This window comes from Catenulispora acidiphila DSM 44928 (genome assembly GCF_000024025.1).
GTDB lineage: Bacteria > Actinomycetota > Actinomycetes > Streptomycetales > Catenulisporaceae > Catenulispora > Catenulispora acidiphila.
In genome coordinates, this window is the sequence record NC_013131.1 from 278,579 (window position 1) to 294,396 (window position 15,818).

Genomic DNA, 15,818 nt, shown 5'->3' on the forward strand with positions numbered 1-15,818 from the left:
ACGGTGGCCGACTGAATGCGTGTTCGGCAATAGCGACGGCACATTTACCCACAGCGTTTTAGCGACGGCCTATACGCTCTCTGGGCTTTGATGGCGGACGCGCTTTCCGCGAGGCTCCTGACGACACCGTCCCACCTCGTCTGCTGCCTTCTCCGTCCACTGCGATGGTCAGGGCATAGGGGGCTTTTCGCCAATGAAACGCAGAACATCCAGCCTGCTCACCGCCATCGCGCTGGTGTCGGGAGCGGCCGCCTCGACGCTGGCGGTCGCGCCGGCGCAGGCCGCGACCGACTCCGGGACGTGCGCCTCGGGCTCCGAGAAGCAGGGTCCGATCAGCTTCAACCCGTCTGCCGCGGTGGCTCCCGCGACCATCGGGATCCGCGTCGCCGCCAACACCATCGACGCGGCGAACGGCTGCAAGGCTGTGTTGGACTTCGGCGACGGCACGTCCACGGCGCTGTCGACCGACGCGGACGTGGCGCACACGTACACCAACCCCGGCGACTACCGGGTCACTTTGACGCTGCAGTGGCCGGGCTACTCCCCGGCCGTCGAGAGCGGCCACCTGCTGATCGGGGGCGCTGCCGGGCAGGCGCAGATCACGCGGATCGCCGGCGCGGACCGGCTGGACACCGCGGTGCAGATCTCGCAGAAGCAGTGGCTCACGGTCGATCCGAAGAGCAGCTGGGGTCAGGCGCAGACGGCGGTCATCGCGACCTCCGGTACCTTCCCCGACGCCCTCGCCGGCGGGCCGCTGGCCGCGTACAAGCGCGGTCCGTTGCTGCTGACCCCGCCGAACGCGGGTCTGTACGGCGCGGCCAACGACGAGATCAACCGGGTCGTGCCGAAGGGCCGCACCATCTTCATCCTCGGCGGGTACGCCGCGGTGTCGGCCTCGGTCGACCAGCAGCTGATCACCGAGGGCTACAAGGTCCAGCGCTTCGCCGGCCAGACCCGCTTCGACACCGCGCTGCAGGTCGCGAAGTTCGGCCTGGGCGACCCGGCGAACGTGGTCGTCGCCACCGGCACCGACTTCCCGGACGCCCTGTCCGCCGGTCCGCTGGCCGCCGGTCCCCGCGCCACCGAGGTCGCCGGCCAGGCGCCGCAGCCGGCCGCGATCATCCTGACCAACGGCGCGAAGTTCTTCGACCCGAGCACCTCGGCGTACGTCAAGGGCAAGCTCGGCACGGCGAACTGCAACGCGGTGACTGCTGTTGGTGGCGCTGCGGTGCACGCGTTGGGCGCGCTGGCCGGCGGCCTGTGCCACAGCGAGCTGTCCGGCGCCGACCGGTACGCGACCTCCGCGAAGGTGTTCGGCGAGTTCTCACTGACCTACCTCGTCGGCGTGGCCAGCGGCACGACCTTCGCCGACGCCCTGACCGGCGCCGCGTACGTGGCGAACGTGCAGCAGCCGCTGCTGCTGACCGACCCGACCCACCTGCCCGACCCCATCGGCGCCTACTTCGACGCCATGGGCAAGCAGGCCGGGATCTCCTACGTCGACGTCTTCGGCGGCCCGAAGGCGATCACCGACCACGTGTACGGGCAGATCGCGGACGCGGCGCACAGCGGGGAGTACAACCCGTGATGGGTTGAGGGTTCTATTGCTTCGCGCTACCCGGCGACCGGCGTCCCGTTTTTCCACACCCTGTGGACAAGCGGGACGCCCGGCCGATAGGCGAGGTGGAGATAGCTCGGCGCGTCCAGCACAGCGAAGTCCGCGCGGGCACCGACGCCCAGGTGGCCGACATCATCGCGGCGCAGTGCCTTTGCCCCACCGACTGTCGCGGCCCACAGCGCCTCGGCCGGCGACATGTGCATGTCCCTGACCGCCACGGCGATGCAGAACGGCATCGAATTCGTGTAGCAGGACCCTGGGTTGCAGTCAGTGGCGATGGCGACGGTCGCCCCGGCATCCAGCAGCCGGCGCGCGTCCGGGTACGGCGAGCGCGTCGAGAACTCCACCCCCGGCAGCAGCGTCGCAATAGTCTGTGATCCAGCCAACGCGTCGATGTCCTTGTCGTCCAGGAACGTGCAGTGATCCGCCGACGCCGCGCCGAACTCGACAGCGAGCTGCACGCCAGGCCCATTGCCGAGCTGGTTGGCATGCAACCGCAGATCCAGCCCCTTGGCCCGAGCAGCGGTCAGAATCTCGCGCGTCTGCTCCTCATCGAACGCCCCGCGCTCGCAGAACACATCGGCGAAGTCGGCATACGGCGCACAGGCATCTAGCATCGGACCCTTGACCAGATCGACGTACTCCCCAGCCCGATCCTTGTACTCGGCCGGCACAACATGCGCACCGAGGTACGTCACCGCCTCGACCTGCTCACGCGCCAGCCGCAACGCCCGCGCCTCATCCTCAACCGTGAGCCCATACCCCGACTTGCACTCAACGGTCGTCGTCCCCTGCCGCAACATCTCCCCGACAAGCCGCCGCAGATTACTGCGCAGCACATCATCCGACGCACCACGCGTGGCAGCGACAGTCGTACGAATCCCGCCGGCACTGTACGGCGCCCCAGTCATCCGCGCAGCAAACTCCTGCGCCCGATCCCCGGCAAACACCAGATGAGCATGGCTGTCAACGAACCCAGGAATCACCGCCCGCCCCCCAAGCTCCACGCGCTCATCAGCATCCGGAGCCCCCGCCCCCGGACCCGTCCACGCAACCCGCCCATCAACAACGACCATGGCGGCATCGGCAACGGTCGAGTCGGCCAAGCCACCGGAATCGGCGTGAGTAGTGAGCTCGGCAATGCCGGTGAGGAGAGTACTGGTCACGCTGCTTCCCATGGTGTTGAGGACTTTCGCCCAGTTTGCCAGTGTTGCCGGCCACGACGGCAAGCCTCGAGTCGAGTCGGCACGCCTGGGCCTCTGAGCTTGTGATTCCCGGCTGCCCTCCACGTGACTGCTATCTGGAGCACGTGGAAAGTGGTGCCTCGCGTTGTCAGGCCTTCGCCCGAATGGCCCAGCAGCCTGGCCGCTGCCCTCGCTCCGAGTCGCGGAACCCCCGCGCCGCCGAGCCACCGCCTCGCCGCCGCGCCCCGCCGCCTCGAACACCGCCCTACTTGAAGATCGCCCCGATCGTCGCGGCCAGGCGTCCCGGCACGTCGTCGACCAGCATGTGCTGATGGTCGCGGACCGTGAACTTACCGGCGACCACGACGTGGCGGACGTCGGCGGCGGTGGCGGCGAAGATCACTGATTCGGCGGCGTGGGCGGGTTGGACGCCGGCTAGGCGGACGGTGTCGAGGGCGATGGTGGTGAAGTCGGCGGGGGTGCCGGGTTGCAGGCGGCCTGTGGTGGGCCAGCCTAGGGAGGCGTGGCCGTCGGTGGTGGCGGCTTGGAGGAGTTCGGAGGCTAGCCAGTGGCCTCGGCGTTCGGTGCGGAGGCGTTCGTCGAGTTCTACGGCTCGGGCTTCTTCGAAGAGGTCGATCATGGCGTGGGAGTCGGTGCCCAGGTTGACGGGGGAGCCTGCGAGGTGGACTGCGTGGGCTGGGCCGATGCCGTCGGCCAGGTCGCGTTCGGTGGTGGGGCACATGCAGACCGCCGTGGCGGAGGTGCCGAGGAGGTCGATGTCCATTTGGGACAGGTGTGTGGCGTGGACGGCGGTGGTGCGCGGGCCGAGGGCGCCGTGGGCGTGCAGGAGTTCGGTGGGGGTCTTGTGGTGGCGGGCCAGGCAGGCGTCGTTCTCCGCGCGCTGCTCGGACAGGTGGACGTGCAGGGGCATTTCGTTCTCCGCCGCGAAGGCCACCACCGGGGAGAGCTGATCGACGGGGACGGCGCGGACGCTGTGCACCGCCGCGCCGATGCGTACCGTGTCAGAGCCCGCATAAGCCTTGCGGAGTGCCTCGACGCGTTCGGCCCAGCGGCCGGCGTCGCCGTCGGAGAAGCGCCGCTGGACGTCGTTCAGTTCGTTGTCGAAGCCGCCGGACAGGTAGCACGTGTCCAGCAGGGTGATGCGGATGCCCGCGGCCTCGGCGGCCTCGGTCAGGGCGTGGCCCATGGCGTTCGGGTCCTGATACAGGCCGCCCTTGGGCGAGTGGTGTACGTAGTGGAACTCCCCGACGGCTGTGACGCCGGCCAGTGCCATCTCCGCGAAGACCGCGGTGGCCAGTTCGCGGTAGGAGTCCGGGTCCAGGTGCGCGGCGGCGGCGTACATGCGTTCGCGCCAGGTCCAGAAGGTGCCGGACTCGATCTGGGTGCGGCCGCGCAGGGCTCGGTGGAAGGCGTGGGAGTGGACGTTCGCCAGGCCCGGGATGGTCAGGCCGGTCAGTTTCTCGGCGTTCTGGGGGCGGGGTTTCACGCCGCAGGTGACCGCGGAGATCTGCCCGCCGGCGACCTCGATGAGGACCTTGCTCTTGATCTCGCCGTTGATCCAGGCGAGTTCGCACCAGAACGCGCGCCGGTCGGCGCCGGCGCTGGCGGCGCCGCCGTTCGGGGAGGGAGTAGTGGCCGGGATCGTGGTCGCGGTCTGCGGGTTCTCGGAGGAAGTCACTGGCACAGCTCCTGCAACACGTCGGCGAGTGCGGTCACCCCGGCCAGGCAGTCGCGGTCGTCCGCGTGCTCGCCGGGCGCGTGGGACACGCCGGTGGGGTTGCGGACGTACAGCATCGCGGTCGGTACGGCCGCCGCCAGGATTCCGGCGTCGTGCCCCGCACCAGTCGGCAGCACGGGGACGGCGCCGAACGTTTGACGAAGACTGCCCGCCAGACGGTTCCTCAAAACGTCGTCGAATTCCACGACCGGCGTGTGCGACTCCCTTTCGGTGCTCAGAACCGTGCCGTCCCGGCCGGCCCGCTCGTCGGCGGCTTTGATGATCTCCTCGGTCACGGCTGCCAGGATCTCATCGGCCGGGGCCCGAACGTCCAGCCAGGCGCGCACTCGCGAAGGGATGGCGTTCGTGCCGTTGGGCTCGACGACCAGTCGCCCGAACGTCGCAACCGCCCCGCCGAGCTTCGCCTTCTTCCGGGCTGCCAGCACCGCGTTGGCATACGTGAGCATCGGGTCGCGCCGATCCTCCAGCCGGGTGGTCCCGGCGTGGTTGGCCTCGCCGGCGAACTCGAAGCGCCAGCGGCTGTGCGGCCAGATCGCCGAGGCCACCGCGACCGGCGACTCGGTGAAGGCCAGCGCCTTGCCCTGCTCGACGTGCAGCTCGACGTAGGCGGCGATGCCTTCCAACCGCTCGTCGTCGCGCCCGAGCGTCGCAGGGTCCTGTCCCGCCTGCTCCATCGCCGACGCCATCGTGACGCCGTCCAGATCGCACAGACCGCGCGCCTTCTCAGCGGACAGCGCGCCCGTCATCAAGCGAGACCCCGCGCAGGCAATACCGAATCGCGCGCCTTCCTCGTCCGAGAAACAGGCCACTGCGAAAGGCTTGGCCGGAGTGAATCCGCGAGCACGCAACACGTCGACCGCCGCGAACGACGACACCACGCCGAGCGGCCCGTCGAAAGCACCGCCGTCGGGCACCGAGTCCAAGTGCGAACCGGTGACGATCGCGCCGGGACCCTTCGGTCCCCACCACGCCCACAGGTTGCCGTTGCGGTCGGTCTCCACCTCCAAGCCGCGCGCGGCGGCCTCGGAGCGGAACCAGTCGCGGCACGCCAGATCCGCGGTGTTCCAAGCGAAACGGCGGTAGCCGCCGGTGTCGGAGTTCAGGCCGAGGGGCAGAAGCGAGCGCCACATGTCGCTGTAGGCACTCGCCTCCGCCTCGTCCACAGCCCTGTGGACAGAGAACAAGGACACTGTTACGCGTCACCTTCACGCATCGGCACGCGTACACCACGCTCGTCGGCGACCTCGTCGGCACGGTCGTACCCGGCGTCCACGTGCCGGATCACCCCCATGCCCGGGTCGTTGGTCAGAACCCTGCGGACCTTCTCCCCGGCCAGCTTCGTGCCGTCGGCGACGGTCACCTGCCCGGCGTGGATCGAGCGGCCCATGCCGACGCCGCCGCCGTGGTGGATCGACACCCACGAGGCGCCGGAGGCGACGTTCACCATCGCGTTCAGCAGCGGCCAGTCCGCGATCGCGTCGGAGCCGTCGGCCATCGCCTCGGTCTCGCGGTACGGCGAGGCCACGGACCCGGCGTCCAGGTGGTCGCGCCCGATGACGATCGGCGCGGCCAGCGTGCCGTCGGCGACCATGTCGTTGAAACGCGCGCCGGCCTTGTCGCGCTCGCCGTAGCCGAGCCAGCAGATGCGCGCCGGCAGACCCTGGAAGTGCACGCGCTCGCCGGCCATCTTGATCCAGCGCGCCAGCGACTCGTTCTCCGGGAACAGCTCCAGAATCGCCTTGTCCGTCTTCGCGATGTCGGATGCCTCACCCGACAGCGCGGCCCAGCGGAACGGGCCCTTGCCCTCGCAGAACAGGGGACGGATATACGCCGGCACGAAGCCGGGGAAGTCGAAGGCGCGCGTGTATCCGGCCAGCTGCGCCTCGCCGCGGATGGAGTTGCCGTAGTCGAAGACCTCGGCGCCCTTGTCCTGGAAGCCGACCATCGCCTCGACGTGCTTGGCCATCGATTCGCGCGCCCGCTGCGTGAACTCGGCCGGCTTGTCCTTCGCGAACTGCTTCATGTCGTGGAAGTCCATGCCCAGCGGCAGGTACGCCAGCGGGTCGTGCGCCGAGGTCTGGTCGGTGACGATGTCGATCGGCGCGTCCATCGCCAGCAGCCGCGGGACCAGCTCGGCGGCGTTGCCCAGGACGCCGATCGACAGCGCCTCGCGCTTGTCGCGGGCCTCAGTGGCCAACTGCAGCGCGTGGTCCAGCGAGTTCGCCTTCACATCCAGGTAGCGGTGCTCGACGCGGCGGTCGATGGAGCGCTCGTCGCAGTCGACGCAGATCGCCACGCCGCCGTTCATGGTGACGGCCAGCGGCTGCGCGCCGCCCATGCCGCCCAGACCCGCGGTCAGGGTGATGGTCCCGGCCAGGGTGTCGTTGAACTTCTTGGCGGCGACTGCGGCGAACGTCTCGTACGTACCCTGCAAGATGCCCTGCGTGCCGATGTAGATCCAGGAGCCGGCGGTCATCTGCCCGTACATGGTCAGGCCCAAGGCGTCCAGGCGCCGGAACTCCTCCCAGTTCGCCCAGTCGCCGACCAGGTTGGAGTTGGCGAGCAGAACGCGCGGCGCCCACTCGTGGGTCTGCATGACGCCGACCGGCTTGCCGGACTGCACCAGCATCGTCTCGTCGTTCTTCAGCGTCTGCAGGGTGCGCACCATCGCGTCGAAGGACGGCCAGTTGCGCGCCGCCTTGCCGGTGCCGCCGTAGACGACCAGTTCGTCGGGGTGCTCGGCGACCTCCGGGTCGAGGTTGTTCATCAGCATCCGCAGAGCGGCTTCCTGCTGCCAGCCCTGCGCGGTGATGCTCGTGCCGCGGGCGGCGCGGACCGGGCGCGGACCACTGGTCGCGGTCATTCCTGGACCCCTCTCATTCATACGGGCGATCGACCGTATGATCTCATTCATTCAGACGCAGTAGGAACCCCACAAGGGAGCAGGGTGGCAATGAGCCAGGTAGTGGTGATCGGTGAGGCGGATCTCACTTTCGGTGACGTTGTCGCCGTGGCCCGGGACGGTGCCCGCGTCGAATTGTCCGCGACGTCGCTGAAGGCGCTGGCCGAGGGGCGCGCCGTGGTGGACCGGCTGGCCGCCGCGCCGACCCCGGCCTACGGCATCTCCACCGGCTTCGGCGCGCTGGCCACCCGGCACATCGATCCGGAGATGCGCGCGCAGCTGCAGCGCTCCCTGATCCGCTCGCACGCCGCCGGCATGGGCCCGCTGGTCGAGCCCGAGGTGATCCGCGCGCTCACCCTCATGCGGCTGAAGACGCTGGCCACCGGGCACACCGGCGTGCGCCCCGTGGTCGCCGAGACCATGGCCGCGCTGCTGAACTCCGGCGTCACCCCGGCCGTGCGCGAGTACGGCTCGCTGGGCTGTTCCGGCGACCTGGCGCCGCTGTCGCACGTCGCCCTGGTGCTCATGGGCGAGGGCGAGGTTGTCGGGGCGGACGGGGTTTCTGCGGTCGCCGCAGGACCGGTCCTGGCCGAGCACGGCATCGAGCCGCTGGAGCTGGCGCCCAAGGAGGGCCTGGCGCTGATCAACGGCACCGACGGCATGCTCGGCATGCTGATCCTGGCTCTTGGCGACCTGACCGAGCTGGTGAAGGTCGCGGACATCTCCGCGGCGATGTCGGTCGAGGCGCTGCTGGGCACGGACAAGGTGTTCCGCCCCGAACTGCAGGCCATCCGCCCGCATCCGGGTCAGGCCGCTTCCGCCGCGAACCTGGTGAAGGTGCTCGACGGCTCGCCGATCATGGAGTCGCACCGCGAGCCCAACGAGTGCACCCGCGTCCAGGACGCCTACTCGCTGCGCTGCGCCCCGCAGGTCGCCGGCGCCACGCGGGACACCATGGCGCACGCCGCGACGGTCGCCGAGCGCGAACTCGCCTCGATCGTCGACAACCCGGTGGTGCTGCTGGCCGACGGCCGCGTGGAGTCCAACGGCAACTTCCACGGCGCCCCGGTCGCGATGGTCCTGGACTTCCTCGCCATCGCCGCCGCCGACCTCGGCTCCATCGCCGAGCGCCGCACCGACCGCATGCTCGACGTCGCGCGCTCGCACGGCCTGCCGCCGTTCCTCGCCGACGACCCGGGCGTCGACAGCGGCCTGATGATCGCGCAGTACACGCAGGCCGCTTTGGTCAGCGAGAACAAGCGGCTGGCGGTCCCGGCGTCGGTGGACTCGATCCCGTCCTCGGCGATGCAGGAGGACCACGTCTCCATGGGCTGGTCGGCGGCGCGCAAGCTGCGCACCGCCGTGGACAACCTGCGGCGCATCCTGGCCGTCGAGCTGGTCGCCGCCGCGCGGGCGCTGGAACTGCGCGCGCCGCTGCAGCCCGCCGCCGGGACCGGCGCGGCTGTCAGGGCCCTGCGGGAGGCCGGCGTCGGCGGCCCGGGCCCGGACCGCTTCCTGTCGCCGGAGCTGCGCGCCGCCGAGGACGCGCTGAAGTCCGGCGCGGTGGTCGCGGCCGTCGAGACGGCCGTGGGTCCGCTGAACTGAGGCTTCCGGCCCGCCTCACTCAGACCGGCGCGCGCCCGTGGGTTCCAATCCCGCTGGCGCGCGTCGCTTTGTGCGGGGCGGTCTTTATGAGTTCGCGAGCCGCTGAGCCATCGTTTGCAGAAGCGCGGTGTCGAGCGCGGAGTCGTAGTCGTGGCCGTCGACGGTGATGACGAGGGTGGAGACCTTGTTGTTCAAGCGGACGAACAGGACGTGCTGGATTCCTTCGCGAGCCGTGCCGTGCCAGGCGAACCCGCCGGCGGTCCGGGCTGTGACGCCGCTGCACTTCGGATCGGACGCCGCGACACGGGATGCCGCGTAGGCCGCCGAAACGTAGGTGTGGACTTGCTGATCGGCGTAATCCCGGCCGTTCGTGGACGGGTAGCGCGCGTCCCAGACGTCGTTCTGATCGGTCTCGGGTCCCAGCGAGTTGCCGCAGGTCCCCGCAAGCGGTTCCTCGATGTGAACCTGCGTGATGTATTGGCGATTCCAGCCGCGGGCGGCCACATCAGGGAGCTGATCCGAACGCAGGAACGCGTTGGTCGTCGACGGCGGGGCCGAGGGTGTCGGGGACGCGTCATCGGTCGGCGGGGGAGAGCTGTCGGTCGTCGAAGCGGTCGTCGAACCGGAGGCCGACGCGGACTTCGAAGTGGACGTGGAAGCAGCGCCACTGCTGGTACTGCTGCTCGTGCTCGTGCTGGTGGCGGGCTTCGCCGGCGACGCCGACGAGCTGCTGCTCCCACACGCGCCGAGGGCCGCGCTCAGCGCTATCGCGCACCCCGCCGCGACGACCGTTCGGATTCTGACTGTCTCAGGCATCGAATTCCCCGTTCTGCATTGGAGCCAGGACGGATGGTGGACGTTTCACCTCGCGCGAGGGTTGCCAGCCCGGGCGGGGTAGGGCTGGCACCACCCGCGGCCTGGGGCGGCCGTCATGGTGCGGCGCCCCATCCGGCGGAGATCATGATTCCCATGCGGCTGAGATTCTCGGTGTGGACCAGGACCCTGATGGCGTCCCAGACGGCCCGCCACAAGATGGCGATCTGCTTCGTCGGCTCGGCGATCGTGCTCGTCGGCTGGATGGTCTTCCTGGCCAACACGTTGCACGGGGCGGCGACGGTGAGCCACTGGTCGACCGTGTGGATCGGCCTGGACACCATGGAGGCGCTGGCGCTGGCCACGCTCGGCATCCTGCTGGTCCGGCACGACCACCGGGCCCGCACCGCCGCCACGGTCGCCGCGACGCTGTTCGGCATGGACGCCTGGTTCGACGTGATGCTGTCCCAGGGCGGCGACTTCGCGCAGGCGCTGGTGCTGGCCGTGGTCTTCGAGATACCGCTGGCGGCGGCGTGCGCGGGGATCGCTCGCCAGACCGCGCGGTGGTACGACGTGTGACCCGCCGACCGTGTCAGGCCATTGCGACGGCGTCGGCCGCGACATTTGCCTCGACTGCCTGCTCCACCGCTTGCGCCTGCTTCTGTCCCCGATCCTGCCCCTGTCCCTGCTCCTGCTCCTGCTCCTGCGACGTCTCCCGCTCGCGGCGCCCAGCGGCCTCGGCCAGCGCCGCCTCGATCCGCGTGTTGCTCGTCAGCCGTGCCGCGACGACCGCCATCACCGCCAGGATCCCGGCTCCGGCGATGAACGGCGCCCGCAGACCGGCGACGTTCGCCAGCCACCCGCCGAACAACGCGCCGACCGGTCCGGCGCACAAGGCGATCAGCCGTCCCGTCGCGGCGACCCGGCCCATCAGGTGATCCGGCACGATCGCCTGCCGCACCGCCGGTCCCAGTCCCATCGTGGCGCCCATCGCCGCGCCGAGCACCATCTCGCCGATCCCCGCGGTCCACGCGTTCGGCGAGAGCCCGATCCCCAACAGCGACACGGCTTCCACGACCGCGGTCAGCGTCAGCGTCCCGCCGGTCCCGAGCTTGCCCGCCAGCCGCGGCGCCACCGCCGACCCGCCCAGCGCGCCGATGGCGTTCGCCGTGAGGTAGATGCCGTAAGCGGTGGTCCCGAGGTGCAGCGTCTCCTTCACGTACAGCACCAGTACCGCGCTGGCTCCCAGGAACGCGAAGTTCCCCACCGCCGGGCGCAACGACAACCCCACCAGCAGCCGGTTCCCGAACAGGAACGCCGCGCCCTCCCGCGCCTCGCGCAGCAGCGAACCGCGCGGCTTGGCGGGCTTCGGCGCCGACTTGGGCAGCGACCAGATCGTCAGGGAACTGAACAGGAACGACACCGCGTCGCCGAGAATCGGCACCGCCCGCCCCAGCCCGAACAGCAGCGATCCGACCGGCGGCCCGACAAAACCGCCGAACGCCTGCTGCGCGCCCTGAAGCCGCGAGTTGGCGACCTGCAACGTGTCCAGGTCGCGGTCCAGGACCTCGGGCAGGAACGCGACCGACGCGGTGTCGAAGAAGACCTGGCCGATCCCCAGCAGGAACACGACCACGAACAGGAAGTAGATGTCGACGGCGCCGGCGGCGATCAACGCGGTCACCAAGACCAGCAGCGAGAACCGGCACAGGTCGGCGATCACCATCGTGCGCCGCCGATCCCACCGGTCGACCAGCGCCCCGCCGAGCATGCCGAAGAACAGCCACGGCAACAGCGCGCACGCTTCCATCGCGCCGAGCATGATCGGGTTGCGGGTCAGGGTCAGCGCGAGCAGCGGTACCGCGGCGAAGTAGACGCCGTCGCCGAGCGCGGAGACCGCGGAGGCGCTCCATATGCGGGAGAAGCGCGAGGGGAGTTTGCCAGCCATCAGACGTCCTTCGGTCGGTAGAACGCAACGAACAGGTCAGCGGCCGGCTGCGTGGGATCGGAGGCGTCGTGCAGTTCCCCGATCAGAGCCTGGAGCCGCTCGTTGAACTCCACCCACGCCTCGGGGCTGAGGCGTGCGTGCTTCAAGAACACCGTCCGCTGGTCGCTCGGCGGCGCGGCCTCGATGTCGGCCAATGCGTGGCGCATCAGCATCTCCGGCTGCCCGGCGCCGGTCTCCGGCAGCTCGATGGTCCGTCCGGTCATCGCGTAGTACTGCTCGGTGACGCCGCCGACCTTGCGGGTCTCCACGACCGCCACCAGCCCGGCCTTCGCCAGCACCTTCATGTGGTGGTTGGAGCTGCCCTTGGCGATGCCCAGGCGCTCGGCGACCTGGGTGATGGTGGCGGGCTTGTCCCGCAGCACGCGCAGGATCCGGTGGCGGGTGTGGCTGGCGACGGCGCGTAGTTGCTCGTCGCTTTGGATGTGGATGGCGTCTGGCTCTTCGTCGGTGGGCACGAGGTCTATGGTCAAGGTTTCTTGACCGTCGGTCAAGAGTTCTTGACCAACTCCTCGTGCCAGAGCAGCGGTATGAAGGGATTTAGGCGTTAACTCACTTGCTGACGTAGAAGCCGCGGGTCTCCGCGAGCGCCTCGTACGCCTCCAGCCGCTCCTGCGTCCGCTCCGGGGCGGCGTCGGCGAGAGCCTGGAGCAGGAGGGCGGCGAAGGCCATCGGTGCGGCGTGCGAGTCGAAGACCGAGCGTGATCCGACGCCGACCGGCAGCAGCACATCCGCCAAATGAGCGAACGGCACCAGCGGCACGTCCGTGATCACCGCTGTCTTGAGCCCGAGTTCCCGCGCACTCCGTAGGACGACGACGGACTCGGCCGGATAGCGCGGCAGCACGAAGACGACGAGCCACGTCCCGCCGGCCGCGACGGCCTGCAACAGTGCCTCGTGCGCCAGTGAACCCGGCGTGTGGACCACCCGTACGTCGGGATGGATACGCGCGGCTCCATACGCGAAGTAGGAGGCGACAGGCGCGGACATCCTTAGGCCGATCACGGAGAGCGGTTCTGAGGCGGCGAGGTCGCTGCCCAGACGCGACAGGCGCGCCGGGTCGGCGGCGTACTTGTGGAGCGCTTCCAGGTTCGCCTGGTCGCTCTCTAGAGCGGAATGCAGCTCGTTCCCCGCTATGCGTTCCCCGTGTATACCCGCCTCAGGGACGCGCAGTGCGATCGGGCGCAGCGCAGCCCGCAGCTCCGGGTAACCCGAGAAGCCCAACGCCGCCGCGAACCTGGTCACCGACGGCTGGCTCACGCCGACGCGTTCGGCCAGCTCCATGCTCGACAGAAAGGCGACCTCGGGGAGGTTCTCTAGGAGGTAGTGCGCTATCCGCCGCTGTGCCGGCGACAGGCGCCGCCCGTCCAGCAGCGCCAGCAGTTCGTCCGCAGGTGGCAGGGTGGAGGAGAGGCGTGAGCCGGCTGACGCGGCGGAGGCGGCAGCCGGTGTAGCAGGAGTCACAGACGGCGGAGCAGCAATCTCTGCCGATGTAGTAGGAGTCACAGGCTCTGGGGTCGTCACAGCCTTCCCTCCACCCTGTCGTCCTGTCACCATCACTTGTGGCGCGCCAGAAGTTACTCGTCAGTAGGATAATCTGGGGCCTCGACTACCGTACCCTCCGTACGGACGGTGATCGGGATGTGTCCGTCGATACGCACGCGTAGGAGGAGACCGAGGCTATGCAGCTCGCAGCCATCGTCGTCTCGCTGGTGATCTCAGTCATCGGCTTCGGTCTGCTGGGCCGGACCGCCGTCTATATCTACCAGTTCGTGAAGCTCGGCCAGTCGACCGCGCCGGGGGTGCGCAGCAACGAGCCGTTGGAGCGGACCCGGAACCTCTTCCGGGAGTTCCTGGGCCACACCCGGCTGGCGCGCAAGGGCAAGCGCTGGATCGGCGCCATGCACTGGGTGGTCATGGTCGGCTTCGGCCTGCTGTTCTTCACCCTGGTCACCGCCTACGGCCAGCTGTTCTCGGCGGACTTCGCGATCCCGCTGATCGGGCGCTGGTGGCCCTTCGAGTTCGTCACCGAAGTGATCAGCTTCGTGATGATCCTGGCCATCGCCGCGCTGATCGGCATCCGCCTGCGCAACCGCCCCGCCGGTGCCGGCTCCAAGGAGAAGGGCAAGCGCTCGCGCTTCTTCGGCTCCACGATGTGGCAGGCCTACTTCGTCGAGGGAGTCATCCTCGGCATCGGGCTGTGCATCATGCTGCTGCGCGGCTTCGAGGGCGCACTCGGCGGCCACCTCTCCTACAGCGCGCACTACCCGGTCAGCTACCCGCTGGTCCACGCCTTCGACGGCATGTCGCGCGGCTCGCTGGAGAACTGGATCTACGCGATCGCCGCGGTCAAGATCGTCATCTCCATGGCCTGGGCCATCACCATCGGCTTGAACTCCACGATGAGCGTGGCATGGCACCGGTTCCTGGCGTTCCCCAACATCTGGTTCAAGAAGAAGGCCGACGGCGGCACCGCGCTCGGCGCGCTGAGCCCGATGGCCTCCGGCGGCGTGCCGATCGACTTCGAGGACCCGGCCGAGGACGCCAGGTTCGGCGTCGGGGCGGTCGAGGACTTCACGTGGAAGGGCCTGCTGGACTTCTCGACCTGCACCGAGTGCGGCCGCTGCCAGGACCAGTGCCCGGCGTGGAACACCGACAAGCCGCTGTCCCCGAAGCTGCTGATGCTCGCCCTGCGCGACCACTCCGCGGCCAAGGCGCCGTACCTGTTCGCCGGCGGCGGCAAGGACCTCGAGGGCAACGAGAAGCTGGCCGAGGAGAAGTGGCTCTCGCTGCCGGACATGGTCCGCGCCGAGGCTGAGCGCCCGCTGATCGGCACCGCTGAAGAGAACGGCGTCATCGACCCGGACATTCTGTGGTCCTGCACCACCTGTGGCGCTTGTGTCGAGCAGTGCCCGGTGGACATCGAGCACGTGGACCACATCGTCGACATGCGCCGCTACCAGGTGATGATCGAGTCCTCGTTCCCGTCCGAGGCGGGCACGATGCTGAAGAACCTGGAGAAGGCACAGAACCCTTGGGGTATGCAGCCCAAGAAGCGCACCGAGTGGATCCAGGAGCTGGACTTCGAAGTCCCGGTGTTCGGCGAGACTCTGGAGGACATCTCCGAGGTCGAGTACCTCTACTGGGTCGGCTGCGCCGGCTCGCTGGAGGACCGCGCGAAGAAGACCACGAAGGCGTTCGCCGAGCTGCTGCACATCGCCGGTGTGAAGTTCGCGGTTCTGGGCGGCATGGAGTCCTGCACCGGTGACCCGGCGCGGCGACTGGGCAACGAGTTCCTGTTCCAGATGCTGGGGCAGGGCAACGTCGAGATGCTGAACGAGGTCTTCGGCGAAGACACCCCGCGCGAGAAGCGCAAGATCGTCGCGACCTGCCCGCACTGCTTCAACTCGCTGGCCAACGAGTACCCGCAGCTCGGCGGCGAGTACGACGTCATCCACCACACGCAGCTGCTGGACACCCTGGTCTCCGAGGGCAAGCTGACCCCGGTGACGCCGATCGACCAGAACATCACCTACCACGACCCGTGCTACCTGGGCCGCCACAACAAGGTCTACACCCCGCCGCGCGAAATCATCGCCAAGGTGCCCGGCCTGAAGAACACCGAGATGCACCGCTGCAAGGAGAAGGGCTTCTGCTGCGGCGCCGGCGGCGCGCGCATGTGGATGGAGGAGCGCATCGGCAAGCGGATCAACGTCGAGCGCGTGGACGAGGCACTGTCCACCAACCCCGACGTGATCTCCACGGCGTGCCCCTACTGCCTGGTCATGCTCGGCGACTCGATCACCGCGCGCAAGCAGGCCGGCGAGGTCCCGGAGTCGATGGAGGTGGTCGACGTCGCGCAGCTGCTGCTGACGTCGGTGAAGCCCGCGCCGGCCAGCAGCGCGGAACCGGCTGCCGCCAACGCCTGAATG

General features: G+C 69.3%; 13 protein-coding genes. 5 read left to right on the forward strand and 8 right to left on the reverse strand.

Translation table 11 applies throughout. From position 1 onward, the window contains the following. Positions 1–193: 193 nt before the first annotated feature. Positions 194–1,588, forward strand: coding sequence for a cell wall-binding repeat-containing protein (locus CACI_RS01240; RefSeq protein ID WP_012784497.1), 1,395 nt, complete (start codon positions 194–196; stop codon positions 1,586–1,588). A gap of 26 nt (positions 1,589–1,614) precedes the next feature. Here the strand turns inward: CACI_RS01240 and hutI are convergent, their stop codons facing one another. From hutI to hutU, 4 genes are all read right to left on the reverse strand, one after another. Beyond that, on the reverse strand, positions 1,615–2,796 hold the full coding sequence (gene hutI / locus CACI_RS01245) for an imidazolonepropionase (RefSeq protein WP_012784498.1): 1,182 nt from the start codon (positions 2,794–2,796) through the stop codon (positions 1,615–1,617). Positions 2,797–3,067: 271 nt separating this feature from the next. Then, complete coding sequence (locus tag CACI_RS01250) at positions 3,068–4,501, reverse strand: formimidoylglutamate deiminase (protein WP_012784499.1); 1,434 nt, start codon at positions 4,499–4,501, stop codon at positions 3,068–3,070. After that, positions 4,498–5,691 (reverse strand): allantoate amidohydrolase, encoded by a 1,194-nt coding sequence (locus CACI_RS01255; protein ID WP_041540939.1) that lies wholly within the window; start codon positions 5,689–5,691, stop codon positions 4,498–4,500. The genes CACI_RS01250 and CACI_RS01255 overlap by 4 nt, the downstream gene beginning before the upstream one ends. Positions 5,692–5,753: 62 nt before the next feature. Then, positions 5,754–7,424 (reverse strand): urocanate hydratase, encoded by a 1,671-nt coding sequence (gene hutU / locus CACI_RS01260; RefSeq protein WP_012784501.1) that lies wholly within the window; start codon positions 7,422–7,424, stop codon positions 5,754–5,756. A 90-nt stretch (positions 7,425–7,514) separates the two neighbouring features. Here hutU and hutH point away from each other — a divergent pair, with 90 nt between their 5' ends. Continuing rightward, positions 7,515–9,068 (forward strand): histidine ammonia-lyase, encoded by a 1,554-nt coding sequence (hutH, locus tag CACI_RS01265; RefSeq protein ID WP_012784502.1) that lies wholly within the window; start codon positions 7,515–7,517, stop codon positions 9,066–9,068. A gap of 84 nt (positions 9,069–9,152) precedes the next feature. On the opposite strand, the gene CACI_RS01270 is transcribed toward hutH, so the two are convergent. After that, positions 9,153–9,572: a hypothetical protein gene (locus CACI_RS01270; protein WP_012784503.1), complete on the reverse strand. Its 420-nt coding sequence runs from the start codon at positions 9,570–9,572 to the stop codon at positions 9,153–9,155. A gap of 31 nt (positions 9,573–9,603) precedes the next feature. On the opposite strand from CACI_RS01270, the gene CACI_RS01275 reads away from it, so the two are divergent. Further along, on the forward strand, positions 9,604–9,966 hold the full coding sequence (locus tag CACI_RS01275; protein ID WP_012784504.1) for a hypothetical protein: 363 nt from the start codon (positions 9,604–9,606) through the stop codon (positions 9,964–9,966). 71 nt (positions 9,967–10,037) lie between these two features. After that, positions 10,038–10,460 carry a hypothetical protein gene (locus tag CACI_RS01280; protein WP_049871425.1) on the forward strand — a complete coding sequence of 141 codons (423 nt, stop codon included), beginning with the start codon at positions 10,038–10,040 and terminating at the stop codon, positions 10,458–10,460. Between the two features lie 13 nt (positions 10,461–10,473). Here CACI_RS01280 and CACI_RS01285 read toward each other — a convergent pair whose 3' ends face one another. The 3 genes from CACI_RS01285 to CACI_RS01295 form a co-directional block, all read right to left on the reverse strand. Continuing rightward, a complete protein-coding gene (locus tag CACI_RS01285; protein WP_012784506.1) occupies positions 10,474–11,829 on the reverse strand; it encodes an MFS transporter in 1,356 nt (451 codons plus the stop codon). Continuing rightward, complete coding sequence (locus tag CACI_RS01290; protein WP_012784507.1) at positions 11,829–12,344, reverse strand: ArsR/SmtB family transcription factor; 516 nt, start codon at positions 12,342–12,344, stop codon at positions 11,829–11,831. The genes CACI_RS01285 and CACI_RS01290 overlap by 1 nt, the downstream gene beginning before the upstream one ends. A 94-nt stretch (positions 12,345–12,438) precedes the next feature. Next, entirely contained in the window at positions 12,439–13,410 is a 972-nt protein-coding gene (locus CACI_RS01295; RefSeq protein ID WP_012784508.1) for a MurR/RpiR family transcriptional regulator, read from the reverse strand. A gap of 158 nt (positions 13,411–13,568) precedes the next feature. Here CACI_RS01295 and CACI_RS01300 point away from each other — a divergent pair, with 158 nt between their 5' ends. Further along, positions 13,569–15,815 carry a (Fe-S)-binding protein gene (locus CACI_RS01300; protein WP_012784509.1) on the forward strand — a complete coding sequence of 749 codons (2,247 nt, stop codon included), beginning with the start codon at positions 13,569–13,571 and terminating at the stop codon, positions 15,813–15,815. Positions 15,816–15,818: the final 3 nt, after the last annotated feature.

Bases quoted from the DNA above. Each gene is read 5' to 3' on its own strand.
- CACI_RS01285 (WP_012784506.1), bottom strand. From the start codon at position 11,829: ATGGCTGGCAAACTCCCCTCGCGCTTCTCCCGCATATGGAGCGCCTCC.
- hutU (WP_012784501.1), bottom strand. From the start codon at position 7,424: ATGACCGCGACCAGTGGTCCGCGCCCGGTCCGCGCCGCCCGCGGCACG.
- hutI (WP_012784498.1), bottom strand. From the start codon at position 2,796: ATGGGAAGCAGCGTGACCAGTACTCTCCTCACCGGCATTGCCGAGCTC.
- CACI_RS01240 (WP_012784497.1), top strand. From the start codon at position 194: ATGAAACGCAGAACATCCAGCCTGCTCACCGCCATCGCGCTGGTGTCG.
- CACI_RS01300 (WP_012784509.1), top strand. From the start codon at position 13,569: ATGCAGCTCGCAGCCATCGTCGTCTCGCTGGTGATCTCAGTCATCGGC.
- CACI_RS01280 (WP_049871425.1), top strand. From the start codon at position 10,038: ATGCGGCTGAGATTCTCGGTGTGGACCAGGACCCTGATGGCGTCCCAG.
- hutH (WP_012784502.1), top strand. From the start codon at position 7,515: ATGAGCCAGGTAGTGGTGATCGGTGAGGCGGATCTCACTTTCGGTGAC.
- CACI_RS01255 (WP_041540939.1), bottom strand. From the start codon at position 5,691: ATGTGGCGCTCGCTTCTGCCCCTCGGCCTGAACTCCGACACCGGCGGC.